The organism is Shigella flexneri 2a str. 301 (genome assembly GCF_000006925.2).
Classification (GTDB): Bacteria; Pseudomonadota; Gammaproteobacteria; order Enterobacterales; family Enterobacteriaceae; genus ECMA0423.
Genome location: NC_004337.2, coordinates 2,633,736 through 2,656,893, shown reverse-complemented (window position 1 = coordinate 2,656,893; position 23,158 = coordinate 2,633,736). Strand labels below are relative to the sequence as shown.

At 53.0% G+C, this 23,158-nt stretch carries 22 protein-coding genes, 2 pseudogenes and 2 other annotated features; of the genes and pseudogenes, 16 read left to right on the top strand and 8 right to left on the bottom strand.

Going from position 1 to position 23,158, the window contains the following annotated elements; translation table 11 throughout:
* Window positions 1–4: 4 nt before the first annotated feature.
* The 4 genes from hcaB to hcaA1 are packed head-to-tail and all read right to left on the bottom strand — an operon-like array spanning window position 5 to window position 3,010.
* Window positions 5–817, bottom strand: a complete 813-nt coding sequence (gene hcaB / locus SF2588) for a 3-phenylpropionate-dihydrodiol/cinnamic acid-dihydrodiol dehydrogenase (protein NP_708380.1) — start codon at window positions 815–817, stop codon at window positions 5–7.
* Window positions 814–1,134, bottom strand: coding sequence for a 3-phenylpropionate/cinnamic acid dioxygenase ferredoxin subunit (gene hcaC, locus SF2587; RefSeq protein NP_708379.1), 321 nt, complete (start codon window positions 1,132–1,134; stop codon window positions 814–816). Before hcaC ends, hcaB begins: the two co-directional genes overlap by 4 nt.
* Window positions 1,134–1,652, bottom strand: a complete 519-nt coding sequence (gene hcaA2, locus SF2586) for a 3-phenylpropionate/cinnamic acid dioxygenase subunit beta (protein ID NP_708378.1) — start codon at window positions 1,650–1,652, stop codon at window positions 1,134–1,136. Before hcaA2 ends, hcaC begins: the two co-directional genes overlap by 1 nt.
* Window positions 1,649–3,010: a 3-phenylpropionate/cinnamic acid dioxygenase subunit alpha gene (hcaA1, locus tag SF2585; RefSeq protein ID NP_708377.1), complete on the bottom strand. Its 1,362-nt coding sequence runs from the start codon at window positions 3,008–3,010 to the stop codon at window positions 1,649–1,651. The genes hcaA2 and hcaA1 overlap by 4 nt, the downstream gene beginning before the upstream one ends.
* A 135-nt stretch (window positions 3,011–3,145) precedes the next feature.
* On the opposite strand from hcaA1, the gene hcaR reads away from it, so the two are divergent.
* Together hcaR and hcaT are read left to right on the top strand one after the other, a co-directional pair.
* Complete coding sequence (gene hcaR / locus SF2584) at window positions 3,146–4,036, top strand: DNA-binding transcriptional regulator HcaR (protein NP_708376.2); 891 nt, start codon at window positions 3,146–3,148, stop codon at window positions 4,034–4,036.
* A gap of 159 nt (window positions 4,037–4,195) precedes the next feature.
* Window positions 4,196–5,335, top strand: a complete 1,140-nt coding sequence (hcaT, locus tag SF2583; RefSeq protein ID NP_708375.1) for a 3-phenylpropionic acid transporter — start codon at window positions 4,196–4,198, stop codon at window positions 5,333–5,335.
* On the opposite strand, the gene csiE is transcribed toward hcaT, so the two are convergent.
* The 3 genes from csiE to suhB form a co-directional block, all read right to left on the bottom strand.
* Window positions 5,327–6,607 (bottom strand): stationary phase inducible protein CsiE, encoded by a 1,281-nt coding sequence (csiE, locus tag SF2582; protein NP_708374.2) that lies wholly within the window; start codon window positions 6,605–6,607, stop codon window positions 5,327–5,329. The genes hcaT and csiE overlap by 9 nt on opposite strands.
* A gap of 190 nt (window positions 6,608–6,797) precedes the next feature.
* Window positions 6,798–7,652: a hypothetical protein gene (locus SF2581; RefSeq protein ID NP_708373.2), complete on the bottom strand. Its 855-nt coding sequence runs from the start codon at window positions 7,650–7,652 to the stop codon at window positions 6,798–6,800.
* Window positions 7,653–7,796: 144 nt separating this feature from the next.
* Window positions 7,797–8,600 carry an inositol monophosphatase gene (suhB, locus tag SF2580; protein NP_708372.1) on the bottom strand — a complete coding sequence of 268 codons (804 nt, stop codon included), beginning with the start codon at window positions 8,598–8,600 and terminating at the stop codon, window positions 7,797–7,799.
* Between the two features lie 118 nt (window positions 8,601–8,718).
* Between suhB and SF2579 the strand changes: the two genes are divergently transcribed.
* The 11 genes from SF2579 to sseB all read left to right on the top strand — a co-directional run bounded on the left by SF2579 (window position 8,719) and on the right by sseB (window position 17,584).
* Window positions 8,719–9,459: a tRNA (cytidine/uridine-2'-O-)-methyltransferase TrmJ gene (locus tag SF2579; RefSeq protein ID NP_708371.1), complete on the top strand. Its 741-nt coding sequence runs from the start codon at window positions 8,719–8,721 to the stop codon at window positions 9,457–9,459.
* Between the two features lie 269 nt (window positions 9,460–9,728).
* Complete coding sequence (locus SF2578) at window positions 9,729–10,217, top strand: DNA-binding transcriptional regulator IscR (RefSeq protein ID NP_708370.1); 489 nt, start codon at window positions 9,729–9,731, stop codon at window positions 10,215–10,217.
* 111 nt (window positions 10,218–10,328) lie between these two features.
* On the top strand, window positions 10,329–11,543 hold the full coding sequence (gene yfhO / locus SF2577; protein NP_708369.2) for a cysteine desulfurase: 1,215 nt from the start codon (window positions 10,329–10,331) through the stop codon (window positions 11,541–11,543).
* 27 nt (window positions 11,544–11,570) lie between these two features.
* A complete protein-coding gene (locus SF2576; RefSeq protein NP_708368.1) occupies window positions 11,571–11,957 on the top strand; it encodes a scaffold protein in 387 nt (128 codons plus the stop codon).
* A 16-nt stretch (window positions 11,958–11,973) separates the two neighbouring features.
* Window positions 11,974–12,297, top strand: a complete 324-nt coding sequence (gene iscA, locus SF2575; RefSeq protein NP_708367.2) for an iron-sulfur cluster assembly protein — start codon at window positions 11,974–11,976, stop codon at window positions 12,295–12,297.
* 95 nt (window positions 12,298–12,392) lie between these two features.
* Window positions 12,393–12,908 carry a co-chaperone HscB gene (gene hscB, locus SF2574; RefSeq protein ID NP_708366.1) on the top strand — a complete coding sequence of 172 codons (516 nt, stop codon included), beginning with the start codon at window positions 12,393–12,395 and terminating at the stop codon, window positions 12,906–12,908.
* 16 nt (window positions 12,909–12,924) lie between these two features.
* Window positions 12,925–14,775 (top strand): chaperone protein HscA, encoded by a 1,851-nt coding sequence (gene hscA, locus SF2573; RefSeq protein NP_708365.2) that lies wholly within the window; start codon window positions 12,925–12,927, stop codon window positions 14,773–14,775.
* Window position 14,776: 1 nt separating this feature from the next.
* A complete protein-coding gene (gene fdx / locus SF2572; protein ID NP_708364.1) occupies window positions 14,777–15,112 on the top strand; it encodes a [2FE-2S] ferredoxin electron carrer protein in 336 nt (111 codons plus the stop codon).
* A gap of 11 nt (window positions 15,113–15,123) precedes the next feature.
* Entirely contained in the window at window positions 15,124–15,324 is a 201-nt protein-coding gene (yfhJ, locus tag SF2571) for a hypothetical protein (RefSeq protein ID NP_708363.1), read from the top strand.
* A 58-nt stretch (window positions 15,325–15,382) separates the two neighbouring features.
* Window positions 15,383–16,666 (top strand): aminopeptidase, encoded by a 1,284-nt coding sequence (gene pepB / locus SF2570; protein ID NP_708362.1) that lies wholly within the window; start codon window positions 15,383–15,385, stop codon window positions 16,664–16,666.
* Window positions 16,667–16,807: 141 nt separating this feature from the next.
* A complete protein-coding gene (gene sseB, locus SF2569) occupies window positions 16,808–17,584 on the top strand; it encodes an enhanced serine sensitivity protein SseB (RefSeq protein ID NP_708361.2) in 777 nt (258 codons plus the stop codon).
* A gap of 818 nt (window positions 17,585–18,402) precedes the next feature.
* Window positions 18,403–18,885, bottom strand: a sequence feature (Similar to Escherichia coli K12 thiosulfate sulfurtransferase gi: 1788869 (335 aa). BLAST with identity of 98% in 161 aa. This CDS has been truncated. The sequence has been checked and is believed to be correct.).
* Here the strand turns inward: sseB and sseA are convergent.
* Window positions 18,403–18,885 (bottom strand): annotated as a pseudogene (gene sseA / locus SF2568). (Overlaps the previous feature by 483 nt.)
* Window positions 18,886–18,968: 83 nt before the next feature.
* Window positions 18,969–20,338 (bottom strand) — a mobile genetic element.
* Between sseA and SF2566 the strand changes: the two are divergent.
* The 3 genes and pseudogenes from SF2566 (at window position 19,115) to ndk (ending at window position 23,009) form a co-directional block, all read left to right on the top strand.
* Window positions 19,115–20,329 (top strand): annotated as a pseudogene (locus SF2566). (Overlaps the previous feature by 1,215 nt.)
* Window positions 20,314–22,428, top strand: coding sequence for a penicillin-binding protein 1B-like protein (locus tag SF2565; RefSeq protein NP_708358.1), 2,115 nt, complete (start codon window positions 20,314–20,316; stop codon window positions 22,426–22,428). The pseudogene SF2566 and the gene SF2565 overlap by 16 nt, the downstream one beginning before the upstream one ends.
* A 149-nt stretch (window positions 22,429–22,577) precedes the next feature.
* Window positions 22,578–23,009, top strand: a complete 432-nt coding sequence (gene ndk / locus SF2564) for a mulitfunctional nucleoside diphosphate kinase/apyrimidinic endonuclease/3'-phosphodiesterase (RefSeq protein NP_708357.1) — start codon at window positions 22,578–22,580, stop codon at window positions 23,007–23,009.
* Window positions 23,010–23,158 lie beyond the last annotated feature (149 nt).

Here is a 23,158-nt window from a genome sequence, read left to right as displayed (position 1 = left end):
TTCCTTAAAGATCCAGCCCAGCCGCTACGTGGCGAATGCCGCGAATCGCTAAACCCGCATCAGCGTTGATCATCACACCGCTTAATGCGCGATTATTGCGCCGCGATGCCAACATCACATACGGCCCCGTAAAATCCGCCGGTTGCGGGAAAAATTGCAGCGGTAAAATGGCGGCAATTTTCTCCGGCGTCAGAGACTGCATTATCGAGGTTTCACTTTGCCCGAGCGCCTGTGGGCCGCGCAGGTCGCTGGCCATACCACACGGGCCGACGCCATTCACCCGCACTTTCGGTGCCAGTTCATAAGCCAGTTGGCGAATAAGTCCGGTTGCGGCATGTTTACTGGTGGTGTACAGCGGGCCACCGCCGCCAGGATACCAGGCGGCATTTGACAGTGTGAAAATCATGCTGCCTTCACTGGCGATTAACGCCGGAGCGCAGGCTTTTGCGCCCAGCAGGTAACCGAGTACGTTGACGTTAAACAGCTCGTGGAAGCCGGTTTCGAGCGTCTCTGCGGGAGTATTAACCAGTGAGGCATTGTGATCCCAGATGCCTGCATTGCCGATAAAACAATCCAGCTTGCCGGAACGAGTCAGGATCTGATCGACCGCGCGTTGATAATCGGCATAACAGGTCACGTTACCTTCCACCGCCAGAATATGTTCGCCAAATCGCTGACGCAGACTGGCGACTTTTGCCGCCGACAGTTCCAGCGTGGCAACTTGCGCGCCTTCTTCGATAAATCGCTCGACCAGCGCCAGCCCTAATCCCGATCCGCCGCCGGTAATAAAAATGGACTCGTTATGCAGATCGCTCATGGCTGCGCCTCCGGTAAGTCGATGAAAATGTCACCACCTTCAACGTGTACTGGATAAGTGGTGAGCGGATCGGTGGCGGGCAGGCATAACGCTTTCCCCGTTTTCAGGCAAAAACTGGCGGCGTGTAGCGGGCACTCCACCGTGGCGTCATCTTCCAGATACCCTTCTGACATCGACGCATTACCATGGCTGCAACGATCGTTAATGGCATAAAACTCGCCGCCCACGTTGAACAAGGCGATGACGGGCGAGGTATCTATCCGGAGAGCCTCACCCTCCGGCACATCCGCAACGGGACACGCATAAATTCGATTCATCAGAACAGTACACTCAGGTTATGGGAAGTGATCACCGCTTGATCCAGGACGATATCCCGTTCCAGCAAGCGCCAGTTGTCATCTTCCAGACGGCGAACTTTGTCGAAACGCGTTCCAACATAGAATGTTTCATCGCGCTCTTTTTGTGCCCGATAAAGTAGATAATTCACCCTCACGGCAAATACGTTTGGGATGTCGGTTTCGCTTACCTGGCAGTTGCTGATTAAGTGACGAGTGCGTGACGGCGGCTCTTCTGCCCAGGCCATGCCCGTTTCCAGACGGGCGATTCGCCGCTCCAGCTGGTCTTTGGTGTCATTGAAAATCCAGGTCGTCGGCGGCTGGACGCCTTTGCGACGGTCGCGTGTTTGCGCGTTAACCGTGGTGCGCATGGTGTAACGAATCTCTTCGTCGAGCTGTGCCAACCAGTCACGAAATTTCCAGTCATCCAGCAGACTGGCTTCGTGAAAGAGAAACTGGCTAATGCGGTGATGTAACTCCAGTGAAACTTGCGCACTCATTTCATCACCTCCTGCTGGTAAGCGGCGGTTTTATCGAGCACTTCCTGCCAGCTTTCGCTACTCAGAAGATCGGCCCAGCGTTGGTACATTCCACGAGCGGCAGTTTCTGAAAAGATATAGTTAGTAATGCCAGGAATGCCGTCGTCGCGGCGCTTTTCCTGACCAAGCCCCATTTCCAGACACAGTTTGCTGTTGCGGGCGCGGTGGCCTTTAAGCAATTTCTGGATTTCACACCAGTTCTCCGAGTCATCCTGCTCGAGAAAACCAGCAGGACCAAAAGCACGAGTGGCGCTGTTTTCAAAAGCGGCTTTAACTTCATCGGAGGCGGCTTTGTCAGTAATACAGAACGCCCACACTTCAACTTGATCAGGGCCGCGCGGATGCCAGACGCGGAGTGTGGCAGTGCCGTTTAGCCATGAAAGCGTGGGGAATATATTGTTATGACCCGCCAGGCGCAGGGCGCGAACTTCACCTAAACGTTGTTCTGCTTCGGCATAGGTTTCGCGGTAATAGCTTGAAACTGCGCCATCGACCCAGACATTAGCATCCGGTTTTTCAGTAAAGAAGAAACCGCTACCGTGACCGTCCTGACCAAATTGCAGCGCATCTTTGGCGGTTTCCCACACCGGGCGGGCGGTTTGTCCATCACCGAGGCGCTTATCGCTGCCATCATCTTTCGCCCCTAATACCTGAACGGCAGAAGCATGGCTGAACAGAGCATGATACTGGTCACTGGCGAACTGCTCTGCCGGGAATTTCCAGTTACAGTTGATCACCCACTTTTGTACGCCGCCGACAATTTCGGTGCCGCCTTCGCGACGATCCAGCATGCCATCCAGATACCAGGCAATGTCACCCAGGTAATCATGCAGGCCCGGTGCGCTGGTATCCCAGTTGCCAAAAATCAGTCCTTTATAACTCTCCACACAAGGAACTTCGTTTAGCCCCCAGTGGGATTTACACAACCCTTGTGGGTAGGCGCGAGGTTCCAGCGGTACATCGATCAACTCGCCGTTAATGCCATAAGACCAGCCGTGATACGGGCAGGTAAAGGCGCGACTGTTGCCACAATCTGCATAACTCACACGCATGGCCCGGTGGCGGCATTGGTTGAGAAACGCCTTGATGCTGCCGTCTTTCTGGCGCACCACGACAACTGCATCTTCTCCCATGTAGGTGTTAAAGAAATCACCGGGTTTTGGGATCTGGCTTTCGTGGGCGAGAAATAGCCAGCAACGACCGAAAATACGCTCAAGCTCCAGTTGGTAAATGTCCGGGTCGGTATAAATACGCGGAGTGACCCGACCGTTTTGGGTGTCAATCAGTTGGTAAATGTTCAAATCTGAGGGTGTGGTCATATTTTTTAATCCTGAAAGATAAGATGTATTGACCTTCTATTTTTGTGCCATAAGGATGTTGCTGGTTGGTTGCTAATATGTGAAATAGTTAATTTCTACCAGCTGAGACGTTTTTTCGATAACAAGGGGAAGGTGATGGAACTACGGCATTTACGCTATTTCGTCGCAGTGGCGCAGGCACTGAACTTTACCCGTGCGGCGGAAAAACTGCATACCTCACAGCCTTCGTTAAGCAGCCAGATCCGCGATCTTGAAAACTGTGTCGGTGTTCCGTTACTGGTGAGGGATAAGCGCAAAGTCGCGTTGACGGCGGCGGGAGAATGTTTTCTCCAGGACGCGCTGGCAATCCTCGAACAAGCGGAAAATGCCAAATTACGGGCGCGGAAAATTGTTCAGGAAGACAGACAATTAACCATTGGCTTTGTGCCATCGGCGGAAGTGAATTTATTGCCAAAAGTATTACCGATGTTTCGTCTCAGACAGCCAGACACCTTGATTGAGCTGGTGAGTTTAATCACCACGCAACAGGAGGAAAAAATTCGCCGTGGTGAACTCGACGTCGGCTTAATGCGCCATCCTGTTTATAGCCCGGAGATTGATTATCTGGAGCTTTTTGACGAACCATTAGTGGTGGTGTTACCGGTTGATCACCCTTTAGCACATGAAAAAGAGATCACCGCCGCGCAACTGGATGGCGTGAATTTCGTCAGTACCGATCCGGCGTATTCCGGTTCGCTTGCGCCGATCGTTAAAGCGTGGTTTGCGCAAGAAAACAGCCAGCCAAATATCGTCCAGGTGGCAACGAATATTCTGGTGACCATGAATCTGGTGGGCATGGGGCTGGGCGTCACTTTGATACCCGGTTATATGAATAATTTTAATACCGGGCAGGTTGTTTTTCGTCCCATTGCCGGAAATGTGCCTTCCATTGCTTTACTGATGGCGTGGAAGAAAGGGGAGATGAAGCTGGCATTACGCGATTTCATCGCCATTGTGCAGGAACGTTTGGCAAGCGTAACGGCATAATTACGCATTATTTTTGCAACATGCGTCGCGGATCGCAGTTTTTTAGTGCTTGTGAACTGGCGTTACAGACATCGGGAAGCAGGCTCGAATATTCTTATTTTTCAACTTGCACCAACATTCGATTAACCCCAGACTAACGCCTCCTGACGGGAGGGACTCATGGTTTTGCAATCCACGCGCTGGTTGGCGCTCGGCTATTTCACATACTTTTTTAGTTACGGCATTTTTTTACCTTTCTGGAGCGTCTGGCTTAAAGGGATTGGTTTAACGCCAGAAACCATCGGCCTGTTATTGGGGGCAGGTCTGGTTGCCCGTTTTCTCGGGAGTTTGCTCATCGCGCCCCGCGTCAGCGATCCTTCCCGCCTGATTTCCGCCTTGCGCGTGCTGGCACTGCTGCCACTTCTCTTTGCTGTCGCCTTCTGGGCGGGGGCGCACGTAGCGTGGCTGATGCTGGTGATGATTGGCTTTAACCTCTTTTTCTCACCGCTGGTACCGTTGACCGATGCACTGGCGAATACGTGGCAAAAGCAGTTCCCGCTTGATTACGGCAAAGTGCGACTGTGGGGCTCGGTGGCGTTTGTCATTGGCTCGGCGCTGACGGGCAAACTGGTCACTATGTTTGATTATCGGGTGATCCTCGTGCTGTTGACGTTGGGCGTGGCATCCATGCTGCTCGGCTTTCTCATCCGTCCGACGATTCAGCCACAAGGGGCAAGCCGCCAGCAGGAGAGCACCGGTTGGTCTGCGTGGTTGGCGCTGGTTCGCCAGAACTGGCGCTTTCTGGCCTGCGTTTGTTTATTGCAGGGGGCACATGCGGCCTATTACGGTTTTAGCGCCATTTACTGGCAGGCAGCTGGCTACTCGGCCTCGGCGGTGGGGTATTTGTGGTCGCTGGGCGTGGTGGCGGAAGTCATTATCTTTGCGCTGAGTAATAAACTTTTCCGCCGTTGTAGTGCTCGCGATATGCTGTTGATCTCGGCGATTTGCGGCGTAGTGCGCTGGGGCATTATGGGAGCAACTACGGCGTTGCCGTGGTTGATAGTGGTGCAAATTCTGCATTGCGGCACCTTCACGGTCTGCCACCTGGCCGCCATGCGTTATATTGCTGCTCGCCAGGTTAGCGAAGTCATCCGTTTACAGGCGGTTTACTCTGCCGTCGCGATGGGCGGCAGTATCGCTATCATGACCGTTTTCGCCGGTTTCCTGTATCAATATCTGGGCCACGGCGTGTTCTGGGTAATGGCGCTGGTGGCGCTTCCGGCAATGTTTTTGCGCCCGAAAGTTGTTCCCTCATGCTGATTCGAGCATTTTGCGGATCTGCTCCTGTTGATGTGTTGTCAGCGTCAGGTCCGTATAGATCAGCGGTGGTGAAAAGAGCGGTAACGGCATGGTATAAGGCGCAATAATCAGTGCCGCGCCACGCGGAGCGCCTGTCTGCAAAAATGCCTTTACCGACATATGCTTAATGTTGAGCGGCAGTAACGTTAGTTCGCGTAACTGCTGCTCAATCTGCGCTTCTCGCTCGCTATCATTCCCGGTCAGTAGAATAATCTGTTTTTCATGCAGATCGTTTTCCTGCATTAGCCAGGCACCGAAAATCACCGCGACCAGACCACTTTCCTCATCAGAAAGATGGACGCCGTATTCACTTTCAAATCCGGCCAGCGCCGCGCGGGTGGTGCGTACCAGGCGTGGATACAGTCTGGCGAACTCTTCCGGCAGGGTATTATCAATACCGATGGCAAACAAACTGCGATTTAACGCCTGGGCGAGGTGGATATAAAGCTGATCACATAACCCCTGTTCATCATAAAAACGAACATTTCCCAGCTCACGAAAATGGTTTACCAGACGTTTGATAGACTGACGCAATTGTCTGTCCCGCTGATGCGCATCCCGCAGTGGATCGGGAACCCGCAACATGGAAAAAAGTAATGCCATAAACAGTGGCTCATCAGGCGGTACATGCTGGAGCGCCCGACGCTGCCAGTGGCGTCCAATTTCCTGCGCTACCTGAAATTCAAGGCAGGATTCCGCCCAGCGACGTTGGAGCGGATTAAACTGAGGCGTAATTCCAGCGTGGTGCTGCAGCAAACAATATTGCAGATACAGACACAGGAAATGAATATCGCGCGATTCAAAGCGTTTTTGCAGCCGTCGGGAGCAGAGATTCACTAACGCTTGTAGATTGGTATCGTCGTAAAAGTTACGCGCAATTCCGCGCCGCTTCAGTTCACTCTTCAGGGCGGGGGTGAATTGGCTGGTAATAAATGACGGACACAGACGGAAACCACGTCGTAGCCAGTGAAATAAACACAAACGTTGGTTAAGCACTGTACCTTCAACCCGGTAGCTACCGTCATAACCAGTCGTCAGTGTGAGTTGATGATAGCGCAGGATCTCCCGTCCTGTTTCGCTGATATCAAGACTGGCAATATCATCATCCACACCATTAAGCTCGCTGAAGGTTGCCATGGTGGCGGTCAACCCCGGCTGAAAGAGCGTCAGCAAGATCTGGCAGCGGCGCTGGGGAGCCGAAAGGACAGATGGTGGAGCAAGCGTAGGCATCATCTGTAGATCTCCCATAAGCATAATTGATAAGAATAGCTAAAGTTTGCTCAGGGAAATGGCGAAGGGAATGCTAATCATCAGAAATGTTGGCAAGCGTCACAGAATTTTTCTCATTTTAAACTGTTCTGACCAGTGGATTAGCATGTCTTAAGGTGGTTTTGTGAATGATTATCGTGCTAGCGATCATGGGTTAGTTCTGCGGATTCAACGCGCTAAGGATAAAGTCCACCATCTGTTCGCGATAAACATTGCCGTGACGATCGGAAAAAGCATCAATGTGTTCGCCATCCGGGATTAGGATCAACCGTTTTGGCTCTTTTGCCAGGCTATACAACTTTTCGCTGTGCTGCCATGGGATAACGTGATCGGCTTTACCGTGAATGAGTAAAAGCGGGATCGGGCTGACGCTGGCGATGTAATTTTCGCCGCTGTAACTCTCATCAAGTAAGTAGCCACTGCCGGGGATCATCTGGTTGGCGATGGTTGCATAAGAGGCAAATGTGGAGTCGAGGATCACCGCACGTATGCCTTCACGATCACCCTGACCAATAACAGCAAGAATATTCGCCCCGCCAATACTCTGCCCGAACAGCACCAGCTGTTGTGGGTTTACATCACTGCGATGGCGCACCACATTGATGGCGCTTTGCGTATCGTCCAGCAATCCGGCCTGGGACGGAGTGCCTTTTGATTTACCAAACCCGCGATAATCAAACATAAAAACGTTGAAATTACGCTCAGGTAACCAACTGACCAGCGGCCAGTGGGCGGACATATTTCCGGCATTGCCGTGAGCATGAATGATGGTTGCGATGGCGTTGTCAGCAGGGCCCGTCGAAGAAGGAATAAACCAGCCTTGCAGACGAGTACCGTCCTTAGCCGTAAATTCGACGGATTCCGCCGACCAGGGGTCGGGACCGTAAATTTTATCGTCAGGATAATAGAAGAAGTTGATGGCAACGCGCGGCACTAAATAAACGCAGAAGGCAACAACAAAGAGAATAAACAGAATTTTGGGAACGCGTTTGTTCACTGGCAGTGCCATAACCTTTCCTTGCGACTTCTTTATCATCCATTAATCGGGGAAAGATGGTGGGAGAGTGACGAAAGAAAGTAAAGCGGTGAGGAAGTATTTCGGAATAGCGCCTGAAAGGCGAGGGCGGGTGAGTGATATCACCCGCCTGAGTCATTAATGCTTCAGAGCGTCGCTTAACTCGTCACGCATGTTCGCCAGTATGGCTTTCACAACACGCGGGTTACCAGCAACGATGTTACCGGTCAGCATATAGTTATGACCACCGGTGAAGTCGCTGACGATGCCGCCCGCTTCACGAACCAGCAGCTCGCCTGCCGCGAAATCCCACGGACGCAGACCGATTTCAAAGAAACCGTCAACACGACCCGCAGCGACGTAAGCCAGATCCAGCGCCGCAGAACCGGTACGACGGAAGTCTGCACATTCGTTGAACAGCTTGCCGACGATGTTGATGTAGGTAGTGGCGTACTGTTTTGCTTTGAACGGGAAGCCGGTCGCCAGAATGGTACCGTCGAGATCGCGAGCGGTGCTACCGCGCAGACGGTAGCCGTTCAGCTGTGCGCCTTGACCGCGAGTGGCGGTGAACAGTTCGTTACGCATAGGATCGTATACCACAGCAACTTCGGTGCGGCCTTTGATACGAACGGCGATAGATACCGCGAAGTGCGGTAGACGTTTGATAAAGTTGGTAGTACCATCCAGTGGATCGATAACCCATTGAACATCCTGATCAGTACCTTCAAGTTCACCGCTTTCTTCGGTGATGATGGTGTGCTGTGGGTAAGATTTACGAATCGTGTCGATAATCACCGCTTCGGCAGCTTTATCTACGTTGGTCACGAAATCGTTACTGCCTTTCTGGCTCGCTTCTACAGCGTCCGGGGTTTCATAGTTTTTGGCAATTAAATTACCCGCCTTGCGCGCTGCGCGCACGGCGATGTTCAGCATCGGATGCATCGGTCTCTCTCACTGGATGTTAAAGAACGGGAAAACGGCGCAGAGTATAGCAGCGAGATCGGCATCTGTCTTCGTTTTATGATAAGATGCGTGAATAATCTTTAGATGAAGAAAGACAATGCTGCAAAATATTCGAATTGTGCTGGTGGAGACGTCACACACCGGCAATATGGGTTCTGTTGCCCGTGCCATGAAAACAATGGGATTAACCAATCTGTGGCTGGTTAATCCACTGGTGAAACCCGACTCCCAGGCGATTGCCCTGGCTGCAGGGGCCAGCGATGTGATTGGTAATGCTCACATCGTCGATACGCTCGACGAAGCGTTAGCCGGTTGTAGCCTGGTGGTGGGCACCAGCGCACGCTCCCGCACGCTGCCGTGGCCGATGCTCGACCCGCGCGAATGCGGTCTGAAAAGCGTCGCTGAAGCGGCAAATACCCCGGTGGCGCTGGTGTTTGGTCGTGAGCGCGTCGGCTTGACCAATGAAGAGTTGCAGAAATGCCATTATCATGTCGCGATTGCGGCAAACCCGGAATACAGTTCGCTGAACCTGGCAATGGCGGTTCAGGTTATTGCCTATGAAGTGCGTATGGCCTGGCTGGCAACTCAGGAAAATGGCGAGCAGGTCGAGCATGAAGAGACGCCGTATCCGCTGGTCGATGATCTGGAGCGTTTTTATGGTCATCTGGAACAAACGCTGCTGGCAACCGGTTTTATCCGTGAAAACCATCCGGGGCAGGTGATGAATAAATTGCGCCGTCTGTTTACCCGTGCGCGCCCGGAAAGCCAGGAATTGAATATCCTGCGCGGGATTCTGGCTTCTATTGAGCAGCAGAATAAAGGTAACAAGGCCGAATAACAGTGGTTGCCTGATGCGACGCTTAACGCGTCTTATCAGGCCTACAATGTACAGAATCGTAGGTCGGATAAGGTGTTCACACCGCATCCGACAACAGGTACAAACGCCACGATAAAAAAATGGCACTGAAGGTTAAATACCCGACTAAATCAGTCAAGTAAATAGTTGACCAATTTACTCGGGAATGTCAGACTTGACCCTGCTATGCAATACCCCCACTTTTACAATAAAAAACCCCGGGCAGGGGCGAGTTTGAGGTGAAGTAAGACATGAGACTGACATCTAAAGGGCGCTATGCCGTGACCGCAATGCTTGACGTTGCGCTCAACTCTGAAGCGGGCCCGGTACCGTTGGCTGATATTTCCGAACGTCAGGGAATTTCCCTTTCTTATCTGGAACAACTGTTTTCCCGTCTGCGTAAAAATGGTCTGGTTTCCAGCGTACGTGGACCAGGCGGTGGTTATCTGTTAGGCAAAGATGCCAGCAGCATCGCCGTTGGCGAAGTGATTAGCGCCGTTGACGAATCTGTAGATGCCACCCGTTGTCAGGGTAAAGGCGGCTGCCAGGGCGGCGATAAATGCCTGACCCACGCGCTGTGGCGTGATTTGAGCGACCGTCTCACCGGTTTTCTCAACAACATTACTTTAGGCGAACTGGTTAATAACCAGGAAGTGCTGGATGTGTCTGGTCGTCAGCATACTCACGACGCGCCACGCACCCGCACACAAGACGCGATCGACGTTAAGTTACGCGCTTAATAAAAAGAATTCAGAATCAGGCCGGAGTGCTAAATACTCCGTAAACACGGTCGTACATCCAGCCGGTAGCCTGATTCCTTGCATTGAGTGATGTACGGAGTTTATAGAGCAATGAAATTACCGATTTATCTCGACTACTCCGCAACCACGCCGGTGGACCCGCGTGTTGCCGAGAAAATGATGCAGTTCATGACGATGGACGGAACCTTTGGTAACCCGGCCTCTCGTTCTCACCGTTTCGGCTGGCAGGCTGAAGAAGCGGTAGATATCGCCCGTAATCAGATTGCCGATCTGGTCGGCGCTGATCCGCGTGAAATCGTCTTTACCTCTGGTGCAACCGAATCTGACAACCTGGCGATCAAAGGTGCAGCCAACTTTTATCAGAAAAAAGGCAAGCACATCATCACCAGCAAAACCGAACACAAAGCGGTACTGGATACTTGCCGTCAGCTGGAGCGCGAAGGTTTCGAAGTCACCTACCTGGCACCGCAGCGTAACGGTATTATCGACCTGAAAGAACTCGAAGCGGCGATGCGTGACGACACCATCCTTGTTTCCATCATGCACGTAAATAACGAAATCGGCGTGGTGCAGGATATCGCGGCTATCGGCGAAATGTGCCGTGCTCGTGGCATTATCTATCACGTTGATGCAACCCAGAGCGTGGGCAAACTGCCAATCGACCTGAGCCAGTTGAAAGTTGACCTGATGTCTTTCTCCGGTCACAAAATCTATGGCCCGAAAGGTATCGGTGCGCTGTATGTGCGTCGTAAACCGCGTGTACGCATCGAAGCGCAAATGCACGGCGGCGGTCACGAGCGCGGTATGCGTTCCGGCACTCTGCCTGTTCACCAGATCGTCGGAATGGGCGAAGCCTATCGCATCGCAAAAGAAGAGATGGCGACCGAGATGGAACGTCTGCGCGGCCTGCGTAACCGTCTGTGGAACGGCATCAAAGATATCGAAGAAGTTTACCTGAACGGTGACCTGGAACACGGTGCGCCGAACATTCTCAACGTCAGCTTCAACTACGTTGAAGGTGAGTCGCTGATTATGGCGCTGAAAGACCTCGCAGTTTCTTCAGGTTCCGCCTGTACGTCAGCAAGCCTCGAACCGTCCTACGTGCTGCGCGCGCTGGGGCTGAACGACGAGCTGGCACATAGCTCTATCCGTTTCTCTTTAGGTCGTTTTACTACTGAAGAAGAGATCGACTACACCATCGAGTTAGTTCGTAAATCCATCGGTCGTCTGCGTGACCTTTCTCCGCTGTGGGAAATGTACAAGCAGGGCGTGGATCTGAACAGCATCGAATGGGCTCATCATTAATCGGTATCGGAATCAGGAGAATTTATAATGGCTTACAGCGAAAAAGTTATCGACCATTACGAGAATCCGCGTAACGTGGGTTCCTTTGATAACAACGACGAGAACGTCGGCAGCGGCATGGTGGGTGCACCGGCCTGTGGCGACGTAATGAAGTTGCAGATTAAAGTCAACGATGAAGGTATCATTGAAGACGCGCGTTTTAAAACTTACGGCTGCGGTTCCGCTATCGCTTCCAGCTCCCTGGTCACCGAATGGGTGAAAGGGAAGTCTCTCGACGAAGCGCAGGCGATCAAAAACACCGATATTGCTGAAGAACTTGAACTGCCGCCGGTGAAAATTCACTGTTCTATTCTGGCAGAAGACGCGATCAAAGCCGCCATTGCGGACTATAAAAGCAAACGTGAAGCAAAATAAGAGTTGAGGTTTGGTTATGTCGATTACACTGAGCGACAGTGCAGCAGCGCGAGTAAATACCTTTCTGGCTAACCGCGGCAAAGGGTTTGGCCTGCGTCTGGGCGTGAGAACCTCCGGATGTTCAGGTATGGCTTATGTACTGGAATTTGTTGACGAACCGACGCCGGAAGACATCGTGTTTGAAGACAAAGGCGTGAAAGTCGTGGTCGATGGCAAAAGCCTGCAATTTCTGGACGGTACGCAGCTGGACTTCGTAAAAGAAGGCCTGAATGAAGGGTTTAAATTCACCAACCCGAACGTTAAAGATGAGTGTGGTTGCGGCGAAAGCTTCCACGTTTGATGCGCATACCGATAACCCCACCGTGGTCGCCTGCGCGTGGGGTTTGTTTTACCTGATTCGCCGTTATCGCGGCGGATCGCAGCCCTGAGAATGTTATGGATTACTTCACCCTCTTTGGCTTGCCTGCCCGTTATCAACTCGATACCCAGGCACTGAGCCTGCGTTTTCAGGATCTACAACGTCAGTATCATCCTGATAAATTCGCCAGCGGAAGCCTGGCGGAACAACTCGCCGCCGTACAGCAATCTGCAACCATTAACCAGGCCTGGCAAACGCTGCGTCATCCGTTAATGCGCGCGGAATATTTGCTTTCTTTACACGGTTTTGATCTCGCCAGCGAGCAGCATACTGTGCGCGACACCGCGTTCCTGATGGAACAGTTGGAGCTGCGCGAAGAGCTGGACGAGATCGAACAGGCGAAAGATGAAGCGCGGCTGGAAAGCTTTATCAAACGTGTGAAAAAGATGTTTGATACCCGCCATCAGTTGATGGTTGAACAGTTAGACAACGAGGCGTGGGACGCGGCGGCGGATACGGTGCGTAAGCTGCGTTTTCTCGATAAACTGCGGAGCAGTGCCGAACAACTCGAAGAAAAACTGCTCGATTTTTAATTTCTGGAAGCTAAACATGGCCTTATTACAAATTAGTGAACCTGGTTTGAGTGCTGCGCCGCATCAGCGTCGTCTGGCGGCTGGTATTGACCTGGGCACAACCAACTCGCTGGTGGCGACAGTGCGCAGCGGTCAGGCCGAAACGTTAGCCGACCATGAAGGCCGTCACCTGCTGCCATCTGTTGTTCACTATCAACAGCAAGGGCATTCGGTGGGTTATGACGCGCGTACTAACGCAGCGCTTGACACCGCCAACACCATTAGTTCTGTTAAACGCCTGATGGGGCGCTCGCTGGCTGATATCCAGCAACGCTATCCGCATCTGCCTTATCAATTCCAGGCCAGCGAAAACGGCCTGCCGATGATTGAAACGGCGGCGGGGCTACTGAACCCGGTGCGCGTTTCTGCGGACATCCTCAAAGCACTGGCGGCGCGGGCAACTGAAGCCCTGGCAGGCGAGCTGGATGGTGTAGTTATCACCGTTCCGGCGTACTTTGACGATGCCCAGCGTCAGGGCACCAAAGACGCGGCGCGTCTGGCGGGGTTGCATGTTCTGCGCTTACTTAACGAACCGACTGCTGCGGCTATCGCCTACGGGCTGGATTCCGGTCAGGAAGGCGTGATCGCTGTTTATGACCTCGGTGGCGGGACGTTTGATATTTCCATTCTGCGCTTAAGTCGCGGCGTGTTTGAAGTGCTGGCAACCGGCGGTGATTCCGCGCTCGGCGGCGATGATTTCGACCATCTGCTGGCGGATTACATTCGCGAGCAGGCGGACATTCCTGATCGTAGCGATAACCGCGTTCAGCGTGAACTGCTGGATGCCACCATTGCAGCCAAAATCGCGCTGAGCGATGCGGACTCCGTGACCGTTAACGTTGCGGGCTGGCAGGGCGAAATCAGCCGTGAACAATTCAATGAACTGATCGCGCCACTGGTAAAACGAACCTTACTGGCTTGTCGTCGCGCGCTGAAAGACGCGGGTGTAGAAGCTGACGAAGTGCTGGAAGTGGTGATGGTGGGCGGTTCTACTCGCGTGCCGCTGGTGCGTGAACGGGTAGGCGAATTTTTCGGTCGTCCACCGCTGACTTCCATCGACCCGGATAAAGTCGTCGCTATTGGCGCGGCGATTCAGGCGGATATTCTGGTGGGTAACAAGCCAGACAGCGAAATGCTGCTGCTTGATGTGATCCCACTGTCGCTGGGCCTCGAAACGATGGGCGGCCTGGTGGAGAAAGTGATTCCGCGTAATACCACTATTCCGGTGGCCCGCGCTCAGGATTTCACCACCTTTAAAGATGGTCAGACGGCGATGTCTATCCATGTAATGCAGGGTGAGCGCGAACTGGTGCAGGACTGCCGCTCACTGGCGCGTTTTGCGCTGCGTGGTATTCCGGCGCTACCGGCTGGCGGTGCGCATATTCGCGTGACGTTCCAGGTCGATGCCGACGGTCTTTTGAGCGTGACGGCGATGGAGAAATCCACCGGCGTTGAGGCGTCTATTCAGGTCAAACCGTCTTACGGTCTGACCGATAGCGAAATCGCTTCGATGATCAAAGACTCAATGAGCTATGCCGAGCAGGACGTAAAAGCCCGTATGCTGGCAGAACAAAAAGTAGAAGCGGCGCGTGTGCTGGAAAGTCTGCACGGCGCGCTGGCTGCTGATGCCGCGCTGTTAAGCGCCGCAGAGCGTCAGGTCATTGACAATGCTGCCGCTCACCTGAGTGAAGTGGCGCAGGGCGATGATGTTGACGCCATCGAACAAGCGATTAAAAACGTAGACAAACAAACCCAGGATTTCGCCGCTCGCCGCATGGACCAGTCGGTTCGTCGTGCGCTGAAAGGCCATTCCGTGGACGAGGTTTAATATGCCAAAGATTGTTATTTTGCCTCATCAGGACCTCTGCCCTGATGGCGCTGTTCTGGAAGCTAATAGCGGTGAAACCATTCTCGACGCAGCGCTGCGTAACGGTATTGAGATTGAACACGCCTGTGAAAAATCCTGTGCTTGCACCACCTGCCACTGCATCGTTCGTGAAGGTTTTGACTCACTGCCGGAAAGCTCAGAGCAGGAAGACGACATGCTGGACAAAGCCTGGGGACTGGAGCCGGAAAGCCGTTTAAGCTGCCAGGCGCGCGTCACCGACGAAGATTTAGTGGTCGAAATCCCGCGTTACACTATCAACCATGCGCGTGAGCATTAACAGAGGTTAGTATGGGACTTAAGTGGACCGATAGCCGCGAAATTGGCGAAGCACTGTACGATGCGTATCCCGATCTTGATCCGAAAACGGTTCGATTCACCGATATGCATCAGTGGATTTGCGATCTGGAAGATTTCGACGACGACCCGCAGGCATCCAACGAGAAAATCCTCGAAGCGATTTTGTTAGTCTGGCTGGACGAAGCCGAGTGAATGAACGGGCTGCCTGGGGGTAGCCCGTTTTGCTGTTAAACGAATAAGGATAACTAAAATGACAGAAGCGATGAAGATTACCCTCTCTACCCAACCTGCCGACGCGCGCTGGGGAGAAAAAGCAACTTACAGCATTAATAATGACGGCATTACCCTGCATTTGAACGGGGCAGACGATCTGGGGCTGATCCAGCGTGCGGCCCGCAAGATTGACGGTCTGGGCATCAAGCATGTTCAGTTAAGCGGTGAAGGCTGGGATGCGGATCGCTGCTGGGCATTCTGGCAAGGTTATAAAGGCCCGAAAGGCACGCGTAAAGTGGAGTGGCCGGATCTGGACGATGCCCAGCGCCAGGAACTGGATAACCGCCTGATGATCATCGACTGGGTGCGTGACACCATCAACGCACCGGCAGAAGAATTGGGACCATCGCAACTGGCACAGCGTGCTGTTGATCTGATCAGCAACGTCGCGGGCGATCGTGTGACTTATCGGATCACCAAAGGCGAAGATCTGCGTGAGCAAGGTTATATGGGGCTGCACACTGTCGGGCGCGGTTCAGAACGTTCTCCGGTATTGCTGGCGCTGGATTACAACCCAACTGGCGATAAAGAAGCACCGGTGTACGCGTGCCTGGTAGGTAAAGGTATCACTTTTGACTCCGGCGGCTACAGCATCAAACAGACTGCGTTTATGGACTCGATGAAGTCGGACATGGGCGGCGCGGCAACGGTTACCGGGGCGCTGGCATTTGCCATTATGCGCGGACTGAACAAGCGCGTGAAGCTGTTCCTCTGCTGTGCGGATAACCTGATTAGCGGCAATGCGTTCAAGCTGGGCGATATCATCACCTATCGCAACGGTAAAAAAGTTGAAGTGATGAACACTGATGCCGAAGGGCGTCTGGTGCTTGCCGATGGTCTGATTGATGCCAGTGCGCAGAAACCGGAAATGATCATTGATGCGGCGACCCTCACCGGGGCGGCGAAAACTGCGCTGGGTAATGATTATCACGCGCTGTTCAGTTTTGACGATGCGCTTGCCGGTCGTTTACTGGCGAGTGCCTCACAAGAGAACGAACCATTCTGGCGTCTGCCGCTGGCGGAATTCCACCGCAGCCAGCTGCCGTCTAACTTTGCCGAACTGAACAATACCGGAAGCGCGGCGTATCCGGCAGGCGCGAGCACGGCGGCGGGCTTCCTGTCGCACTTTGTTGAGAACTATCAGCAAGGCTGGCTGCATATCGACTGCTCGGCGACTTACCGTAAAGCGCCGGTTGAACAGTGGTCTGCGGGCGCTACGGGACTTGGTGTGCGCACGATAGCTAATCTGTTAACGGCGTAAACTAATATGCCGGATGCGGCGTAAACGCCTTATCCGGCCTACAAATTCTGCAAATTCAACAAATTGCGAATCCCTTGTAGGCCTGATAAGCGTAGCGCATCAGGCATTTGCGCCCCGAACGTTGAATGAATTGTGGTTCTTATGTCCGAAACAAAAAACGAACTTGAAGACCTGCTGGAAAAAGCAGCAACCGAACCGGCGCACCGCCCGGCCTTTTTCCGTACTCTACTGGAATCCACCGTCTGGGTGCCTGGTACGGCGGCGCAGGGCGAGGCTGTGGTTGAAGATAGTGCGCTTGATTTACAGCACTGGGAAAAAGAAGACGGCACCAGCGTCATTCCTTTTTTCACCTCGTTAGAAGCGCTTCAACAGGCGGTTGAAGACGAACAGGCATTTGTCGTAATGCCCGTTCGCACATTGTTTGAGATGACCCTTGGCGAAACGCTCTTCCTTAATGCCAAACTGCCGACCGGTAAAGAATTTATGCCGCGTGAAATCAGTTTGTTGATTGGTGAAGAGGGAAATCCGCTGAGCAGCCAGGAAATCCTGGAAGGCGGTGAATCGCTGATATTATCGGAAGTCGCAGAGCCGCCAGCACAAATGATTGATTCACTCACCACCTTATTTAAAACCATTAAGCCGGTGAAGCGTGCTTTTATTTGTTCAATTAAAGAGAACGAAGAGGCACAGCCTAATTTACTTATTGGCATTGAAGCCGATGGTGATATCGAAGAAATTATTCAGGCGACGGGAAGTGTAGCGACCGATACATTACCTGGCGATGAACCAATCGATATTTGTCAGGTGAAAAAAGGGGAAAAAGGAATTAGCCACTTTATTACCGAACATATTGCGCCATTCTATGAACGTCGCTGGGGTGGTTTTTTGCGTGACTTTAAACAAAACCGGATAATCTAAAATATGCCGCCCTAAAGGGCGGCATTCGGGCTTACTTGCTGCTCTGAAGGTTGTTAACCACCAGTAAATTGTCGCCGGAGAGACTCCGGTTATTATTTACTTGGGAAAACAGCGCACCAGAAACAATAAGTACGATACAGAAGCACCGTATCTTCATTGTGCGGTCCATGCGAAGACCGCATCACGACAGCACCACTGGCGATATTGCCGCGATAGCAAGCGCTGAGACGCGCTTGCTCTAACGGTCGCGGAACATCCTTTCCTTAAGCCAGCGCCCGCTTGCGAGACGGCGGAAAGGGCCGCAGTGGATAATACACTAACAGAACAATAATAACTCTCTTTTGCTTGACAAAAAGAGAGTTACTGGCGAGTATTGTCTCCGCTGAGACGCGCTTGCATTACTACGGTAATACAACCTGCTGGAAAGGCCGCGAACCGGACCAGCAACAAATAACCGCCTGATTTTGGCGGTTTTTTGTTTTTTAAAGGAAAGTAAATTTACATGTTTAAGTAATATCTTTTACCGGTTAGAATTTTTAATTTTGAGCAGGATTTGTTTATATTTGTCTGAATTCGGACTAATAAGCCAGGTTATTTTATTACCGAACACGGCGGAAAGGGCCGGTGTCGATAATACGCTAAATAAACAATAATTACTCTCTTTTGCTTGACAAAAAGAGAGTTACTGGTGAGTATTGTTTTGCTGTGAAGCACCTGCGTTGCTCATGTAACACAAGTCAACCTGCTGGAAAGGCCGCGAACCAGACCAGCAATAAAAAAACGCCAAATTCGGCGGTTTTTTATTGCCTGTAATATACTTATTTCACTGGCTCAACCGGTAAATCTGCCCGCGCGCCCCATTCACTCCATGCGCCGTCGTACAGTTTCACGTTTGGCACATCCAGCGTCGCGAGTGCTAACAAAACCACGGCTGCCGTTACACCAGAGCCGCAGCTGACGATAATCGGTTTGTCATAGCTGACGCCGCGACCAAAAAATATCGCATCCAGTTCATCGGTCGTTTTTAGTTCGCCTTCGCGCACCAGTTCCGTCCACGGAACGTTCAATGCACCGGGAATATGTCCGCGACGTAAACCTGGGCGAGGTTCATCAACTTCTGCGTTAAAACGTGCAGCCGGGCGGGCATCAATAATTTGCGCCGTATTTTCATGGCTTGCCAATAACACATCGGTTACTTTCACCACTGCTTCAGGATTAAACGCGGCGTTAAACTCTCCTTCCGGCAGCTCTACTGCACCTTCTTCTAATAGCAGGTCATCGCGCTGCCAGCCTGCAAGTCCCCGTTACTTTATTCGTACCCCTTATAATGGGGTGTTAGCCAGCCAGACCCGGCATGATTACTGCCCCCAGTCGTCCATGATCCGGGGGGGGATGTCACCGGGTCTGGTGGGGCGCTGGTAACCGCTAATAGGGGTCAGGTCAGGCACTTTTGCCGGGACCGTCTGTAACGTGGATGCCGGTACCTGCTCCCCGTGGTTATCTGGTTAACCCATATACAAGGGAGACAGAATGACCGAATCCAGCGATTACGAATCCGTCCAGGTCTTTATCGGCGTTGATGTCGGTAAAGATACGCATCACGCTGTTGCCATTAATCGTTCAGGTAAACGCCTGTTCGATAAAGCATTACCCAACGACGAAAACAAACTCAGGTCGCTAATATCTGACCTGAAACAACATGGTCAGATACTGCTGGTTGTTGATCAGCCAGCTACCATCGGTGCGTTACCTGTCGCCGTTGCCCGCTCAGAAGGAGTCCTTGTCGGATACCTCCCTGGACTGGCCATGCGCCGCATAGCCGACTTACACGCCGGTGAAGCTAAAACTGATGCTCGTGACGCTGCCATCATTGCCGAAGCTGCCCGTACCCTGCCTAACGCGCTACCCACGCTGGAACTGGCTGACGAGCAAATCGCCGAACTCTACATGCTCTGCGGCTTCGATGATGATCTTGCAGGACAGACAACGCAGGCCAGCAACCGTATCCGAGTGCTCTTGACCCAGATACATCCGGCACCGGAGCGCGTTCTCGGTCCGAGACTTGAGCACCCGGCGGTACATCGATCTTCTCCAGCGATATCCCTCACCAGAAAAACTCGCTTCGCTGGGTGAGAAGAAGCTGGCAGCCCAGCTCTGCAAACTTGCGCCTCGTCTGGGTAAACGCCTTGCAGCAGACATAGCTCAGGCACTGGCCGAACAAACCGTCGTCGTTCCCGGCACGAATGCCGCTGCCGTAGTACTGCCACGTCTGGCACTCCAGCTCATCACGCTGCGTAAGCAAAGAGACGAGGTGGCGCTTGAGGTAGAACAGCGAGTTCTTGCTCACCCTCTTTACCCGGTCCTGACCAGTATGCCCGGAGTCGGTGTCAGGACCGCAGCCAGACTCCTCACCGAGGTCGCCTGCCGCGCCTTCGCCTCTGCCGCACATCTCGCTGCTTATGCTGGCCTTGCGCCGGTAACTCGGCGATCCGGCTCGTCAATACGCGGTGAGCATCCCTCGCGACGGGGTAATAAAGCTCTCAAACGGGCGTTGTTCCTGTCGGCCTTCACCGCGCTCAGGGATCCGCTCTCCAGGGCTTACTACACCCGCAAAATGAGTCAGGGAAAACGACACAATCAGGCGCTTATCGCCCTGGCGAGACGACGCTGCGACGTTCTGTTCGCCATGATGCGCGACGGGACTTTTTATACCCCGCAGGGGTCATAACATGCTTGACAACTTAATAGGGGCACGTTACCTTGAAGCGCTGATCAATTATGAAGATCGCTGGTTCTGGAAGCATCCGGGGGTTAATCCATTCTCGGTGGCGCGCGCAGCATGGCAAGATCTCACTTCGGGACGGGTTATTTCCGGTGGCAGCACGCTCACTATGCAGGTTGCTCGTCTGCTTGATCCTCACCCCAAAACATTTGGTGGCAAAATTCTCCAGCTCTGGCGCGCGTTGCAACTGGAGTGGCATTTGTCTAAGCGTGAAATTCTGATCTTGTATCTTAACCGCGCTCCGTTTGGCGGTACGTTGCAGGGGATCGGTGCGGCAAGTTGGGCTTATCTCGGAAAATCGCCTGCGAATTTAAGCTATTCCGAGGCGGCAATGCTGGCGGTGTTACCGCAAGTGCCCAGCCGACTGCGCCCGGATCGTTGGCCGGAGCGTGCCGAAGCCGCGCGTAATAAAGTGCTCGAACGGATGGCTGCGCAAGGTGTGTGGTCCCGTGAGCAGGTAAAAGAGTCAAGGGAAGAACCCATCTGGCTGGCACCCCGACAAATGCCGCAACTGGCACCGCTGTTTTCGCGCATGATGCTCGGTAAAAGCAAAAGCGACAAAATCGTTACTACGCTGGATGCCGGTCTTCAACGACGTCTGGAAGAACTGGCGCAAAACTGGAAAGGGCGGTTGCCACCGCGCAGCTCACTGGCGATGATCGTGGTTAATCATACCGATATGCGTGTTCGCGGCTGGGTGGGATCGGTTGATCTCAACGATGATTCACGCTTTGGTCATGTTGATATGGTCAATGCGATCCGATCGCCAGGATCGGTGCTCAAACCGTTTGTTTATGGTCTGGCGCTGGATGAAGGCTTGATCCACCCGGCATCACTGCTGCAAGACGTCCCCCGGCGCACCGGTGATTATCGACCAGGTAACTTTGATAGCGGTTTTCATGGCCCGATCAACATGAGCGAGGCGCTGGTGCGCTCGCTGAACTTACCTGCTGTGCAGGTGCTGGAAGCCTATGGACCGAAACGGTTTGCGGCAAAGTTACGCAATGTTGGATTGCCGTTATATTTGCCCAACGGCGCTGCGCCGAATCTTTCACTCATTCTCGGCGGCGCTGGTGCAAAACTGGAAGATATGGCGGCAGCGTATACCGCGTTTGCTCGCCACGGCAAGGCAGGCAAATTGCGCTTACAGCCTGACGATCCGCTGCTTGAACGGCCTTTAATGTCGTCGGGGGCGGCGTGGATCATTCGCCGGATTATGGCTGATGAAGCGCAACCCTTGCCGGATAGTGCCTTGCCGCGCGTCGCCCCACTGGCATGGAAAACGGGCACCAGCTATGGCTATCGTGACGCCTGGGCGATTGGGGTTAACGCTCGCTATGTCATTGGGATCTGGACTGGCAGACCTGACGGCACGCCCGTTGTTGGTCAGTTTGGCTTTGCCAGTGCCGTACCATTGTTGAATCAGGTCAATAATATCTTACTGTCGCGCAGTGCGAATCTGCCGGAAGACCCGCGCCCGAACTCAGTCACTCGTGGCGTTATCTGCTGGCCGGGCGGACAGTCTTTGCCGGAAGGTGACGGTAACTGTCGCCGCCGCCTGGCAACCTGGCTGCTGGATGGCAGCCAGCCGCCAACGCTGTTACTGTCAGAGCAGGAAGGGATTAATGGCATTCGCTTCCCCATCTGGCTGGATGACAAAGGGCAGCGCGTCGCCGCTGACTGCCCGCAGGCGAAGCAAGAAATGGTAAATGTCTGGCCGCTACCGCTGGAACCCTGGCTGCCCGCATCAGAACGTCGCGCTGTGCGCTTACCACCGGCCTCGACAATTTGCCCGCCATACGGTCACGATGCCCAGCTCCCTCTGCAGCTGACAGGCGTTCGCGATGGCGCGATTATTAAACGTTTACCGGGCGCAGCGGAAGCGACTTTGCCGTTGCAATCAAGTGGAGGGGCAGGTGAACGCTGGTGGTTTCTGAATGGCGAACCGTTAACTGAACGCGGGCGCAACGTGACCCTGCATTTGACGGATAAAGGTGATTATCAATTGCTGGTGATGGATGATGTGGGGCAAATCGCGACAGTGAAATTTGTCATGCAATAGTCTGTTTTGTCCCTGATTGTTGCTAAAACTCATTTTATTTTAAAAAAAATGTTACCTTCATCAATAGTCAACGGCCCTGTTGCTCATTATAATCCGCGCCATCTCGTACGCTGGTACAGACAACAACAGAACAATTTACAGAGGTAAAAATGGCTATTGAACGTACTTTTTCCATCATCAAACCGAACGCGGTAGCAAAAAACGTCATTGGTAATATCTTTGCGCGCTTTGAAGCTGCAGGGTTCAAAATTGTCGGCACCAAAATGCTGCATCTGACCGTTGAACAGGCACGTGGCTTTTATGCTGAACACGATGGAAAACCGTTCTTTGATGGTCTGGTTGAATTCATGACCTCTGGCCCGATCGTGGTTTCCGTGCTGGAAGGTGAAAACGCCGTTCAGCGTCACCGCGATCTGCTGGGCGCGACCAATCCGGCAAACGCACTGGCTGGTACTCTGCGCGCTGATTACGCTGACAGCCTGACCGAAAACGGTACCCACGGTTCTGATTCCGTCGAATCTGCCGCTCGCGAAATCGCTTATTTCTTCGGCGAAGGCGAAGTGTGCCCGCGCACCCGTTAATAATTTCGTAAATGCCGCGTGCAAACGTGGCATCCGTGCGCCAGAATTTGTACAATGCAGCGCCCCCGGACGAGCAGCCGCTCACCGGGGCGTTTCTTTTTTCAACCCTCCAGGGGCCATAACGTGTAATAACGAGGCCGGAATAGCAT

Coding starts and splice junctions, on each gene's coding strand:
- hcaB (NP_708380.1), bottom strand. CDS start 817: ATGAGCGATCTGCATAACGAGTCCATTTTTATTACCGGCGGCGGATCG.
- hcaC (NP_708379.1), bottom strand. CDS start 1,134: ATGAATCGAATTTATGCGTGTCCCGTTGCGGATGTGCCGGAGGGTGAG.
- hcaA2 (NP_708378.1), bottom strand. CDS start 1,652: ATGAGTGCGCAAGTTTCACTGGAGTTACATCACCGCATTAGCCAGTTT.
- hcaA1 (NP_708377.1), bottom strand. CDS start 3,010: ATGACCACACCCTCAGATTTGAACATTTACCAACTGATTGACACCCAA.
- hcaR (NP_708376.2), top strand. CDS start 3,146: ATGGAACTACGGCATTTACGCTATTTCGTCGCAGTGGCGCAGGCACTG.
- hcaT (NP_708375.1), top strand. CDS start 4,196: ATGGTTTTGCAATCCACGCGCTGGTTGGCGCTCGGCTATTTCACATAC.
- csiE (NP_708374.2), bottom strand. CDS start 6,607: ATGATGCCTACGCTTGCTCCACCATCTGTCCTTTCGGCTCCCCAGCGC.
- SF2581 (NP_708373.2), bottom strand. CDS start 7,652: ATGGCACTGCCAGTGAACAAACGCGTTCCCAAAATTCTGTTTATTCTC.
- suhB (NP_708372.1), bottom strand. CDS start 8,600: ATGCATCCGATGCTGAACATCGCCGTGCGCGCAGCGCGCAAGGCGGGT.
- SF2579 (NP_708371.1), top strand. CDS start 8,719: ATGCTGCAAAATATTCGAATTGTGCTGGTGGAGACGTCACACACCGGC.
- SF2578 (NP_708370.1), top strand. CDS start 9,729: ATGAGACTGACATCTAAAGGGCGCTATGCCGTGACCGCAATGCTTGAC.
- yfhO (NP_708369.2), top strand. CDS start 10,329: ATGAAATTACCGATTTATCTCGACTACTCCGCAACCACGCCGGTGGAC.
- SF2576 (NP_708368.1), top strand. CDS start 11,571: ATGGCTTACAGCGAAAAAGTTATCGACCATTACGAGAATCCGCGTAAC.
- iscA (NP_708367.2), top strand. CDS start 11,974: ATGTCGATTACACTGAGCGACAGTGCAGCAGCGCGAGTAAATACCTTT.
- hscB (NP_708366.1), top strand. CDS start 12,393: ATGGATTACTTCACCCTCTTTGGCTTGCCTGCCCGTTATCAACTCGAT.
- hscA (NP_708365.2), top strand. CDS start 12,925: ATGGCCTTATTACAAATTAGTGAACCTGGTTTGAGTGCTGCGCCGCAT.
- fdx (NP_708364.1), top strand. CDS start 14,777: ATGCCAAAGATTGTTATTTTGCCTCATCAGGACCTCTGCCCTGATGGC.
- yfhJ (NP_708363.1), top strand. CDS start 15,124: ATGGGACTTAAGTGGACCGATAGCCGCGAAATTGGCGAAGCACTGTAC.
- pepB (NP_708362.1), top strand. CDS start 15,383: ATGACAGAAGCGATGAAGATTACCCTCTCTACCCAACCTGCCGACGCG.
- sseB (NP_708361.2), top strand. CDS start 16,808: ATGTCCGAAACAAAAAACGAACTTGAAGACCTGCTGGAAAAAGCAGCA.
- SF2565 (NP_708358.1), top strand. CDS start 20,314: ATGCTTGACAACTTAATAGGGGCACGTTACCTTGAAGCGCTGATCAAT.
- ndk (NP_708357.1), top strand. CDS start 22,578: ATGGCTATTGAACGTACTTTTTCCATCATCAAACCGAACGCGGTAGCA.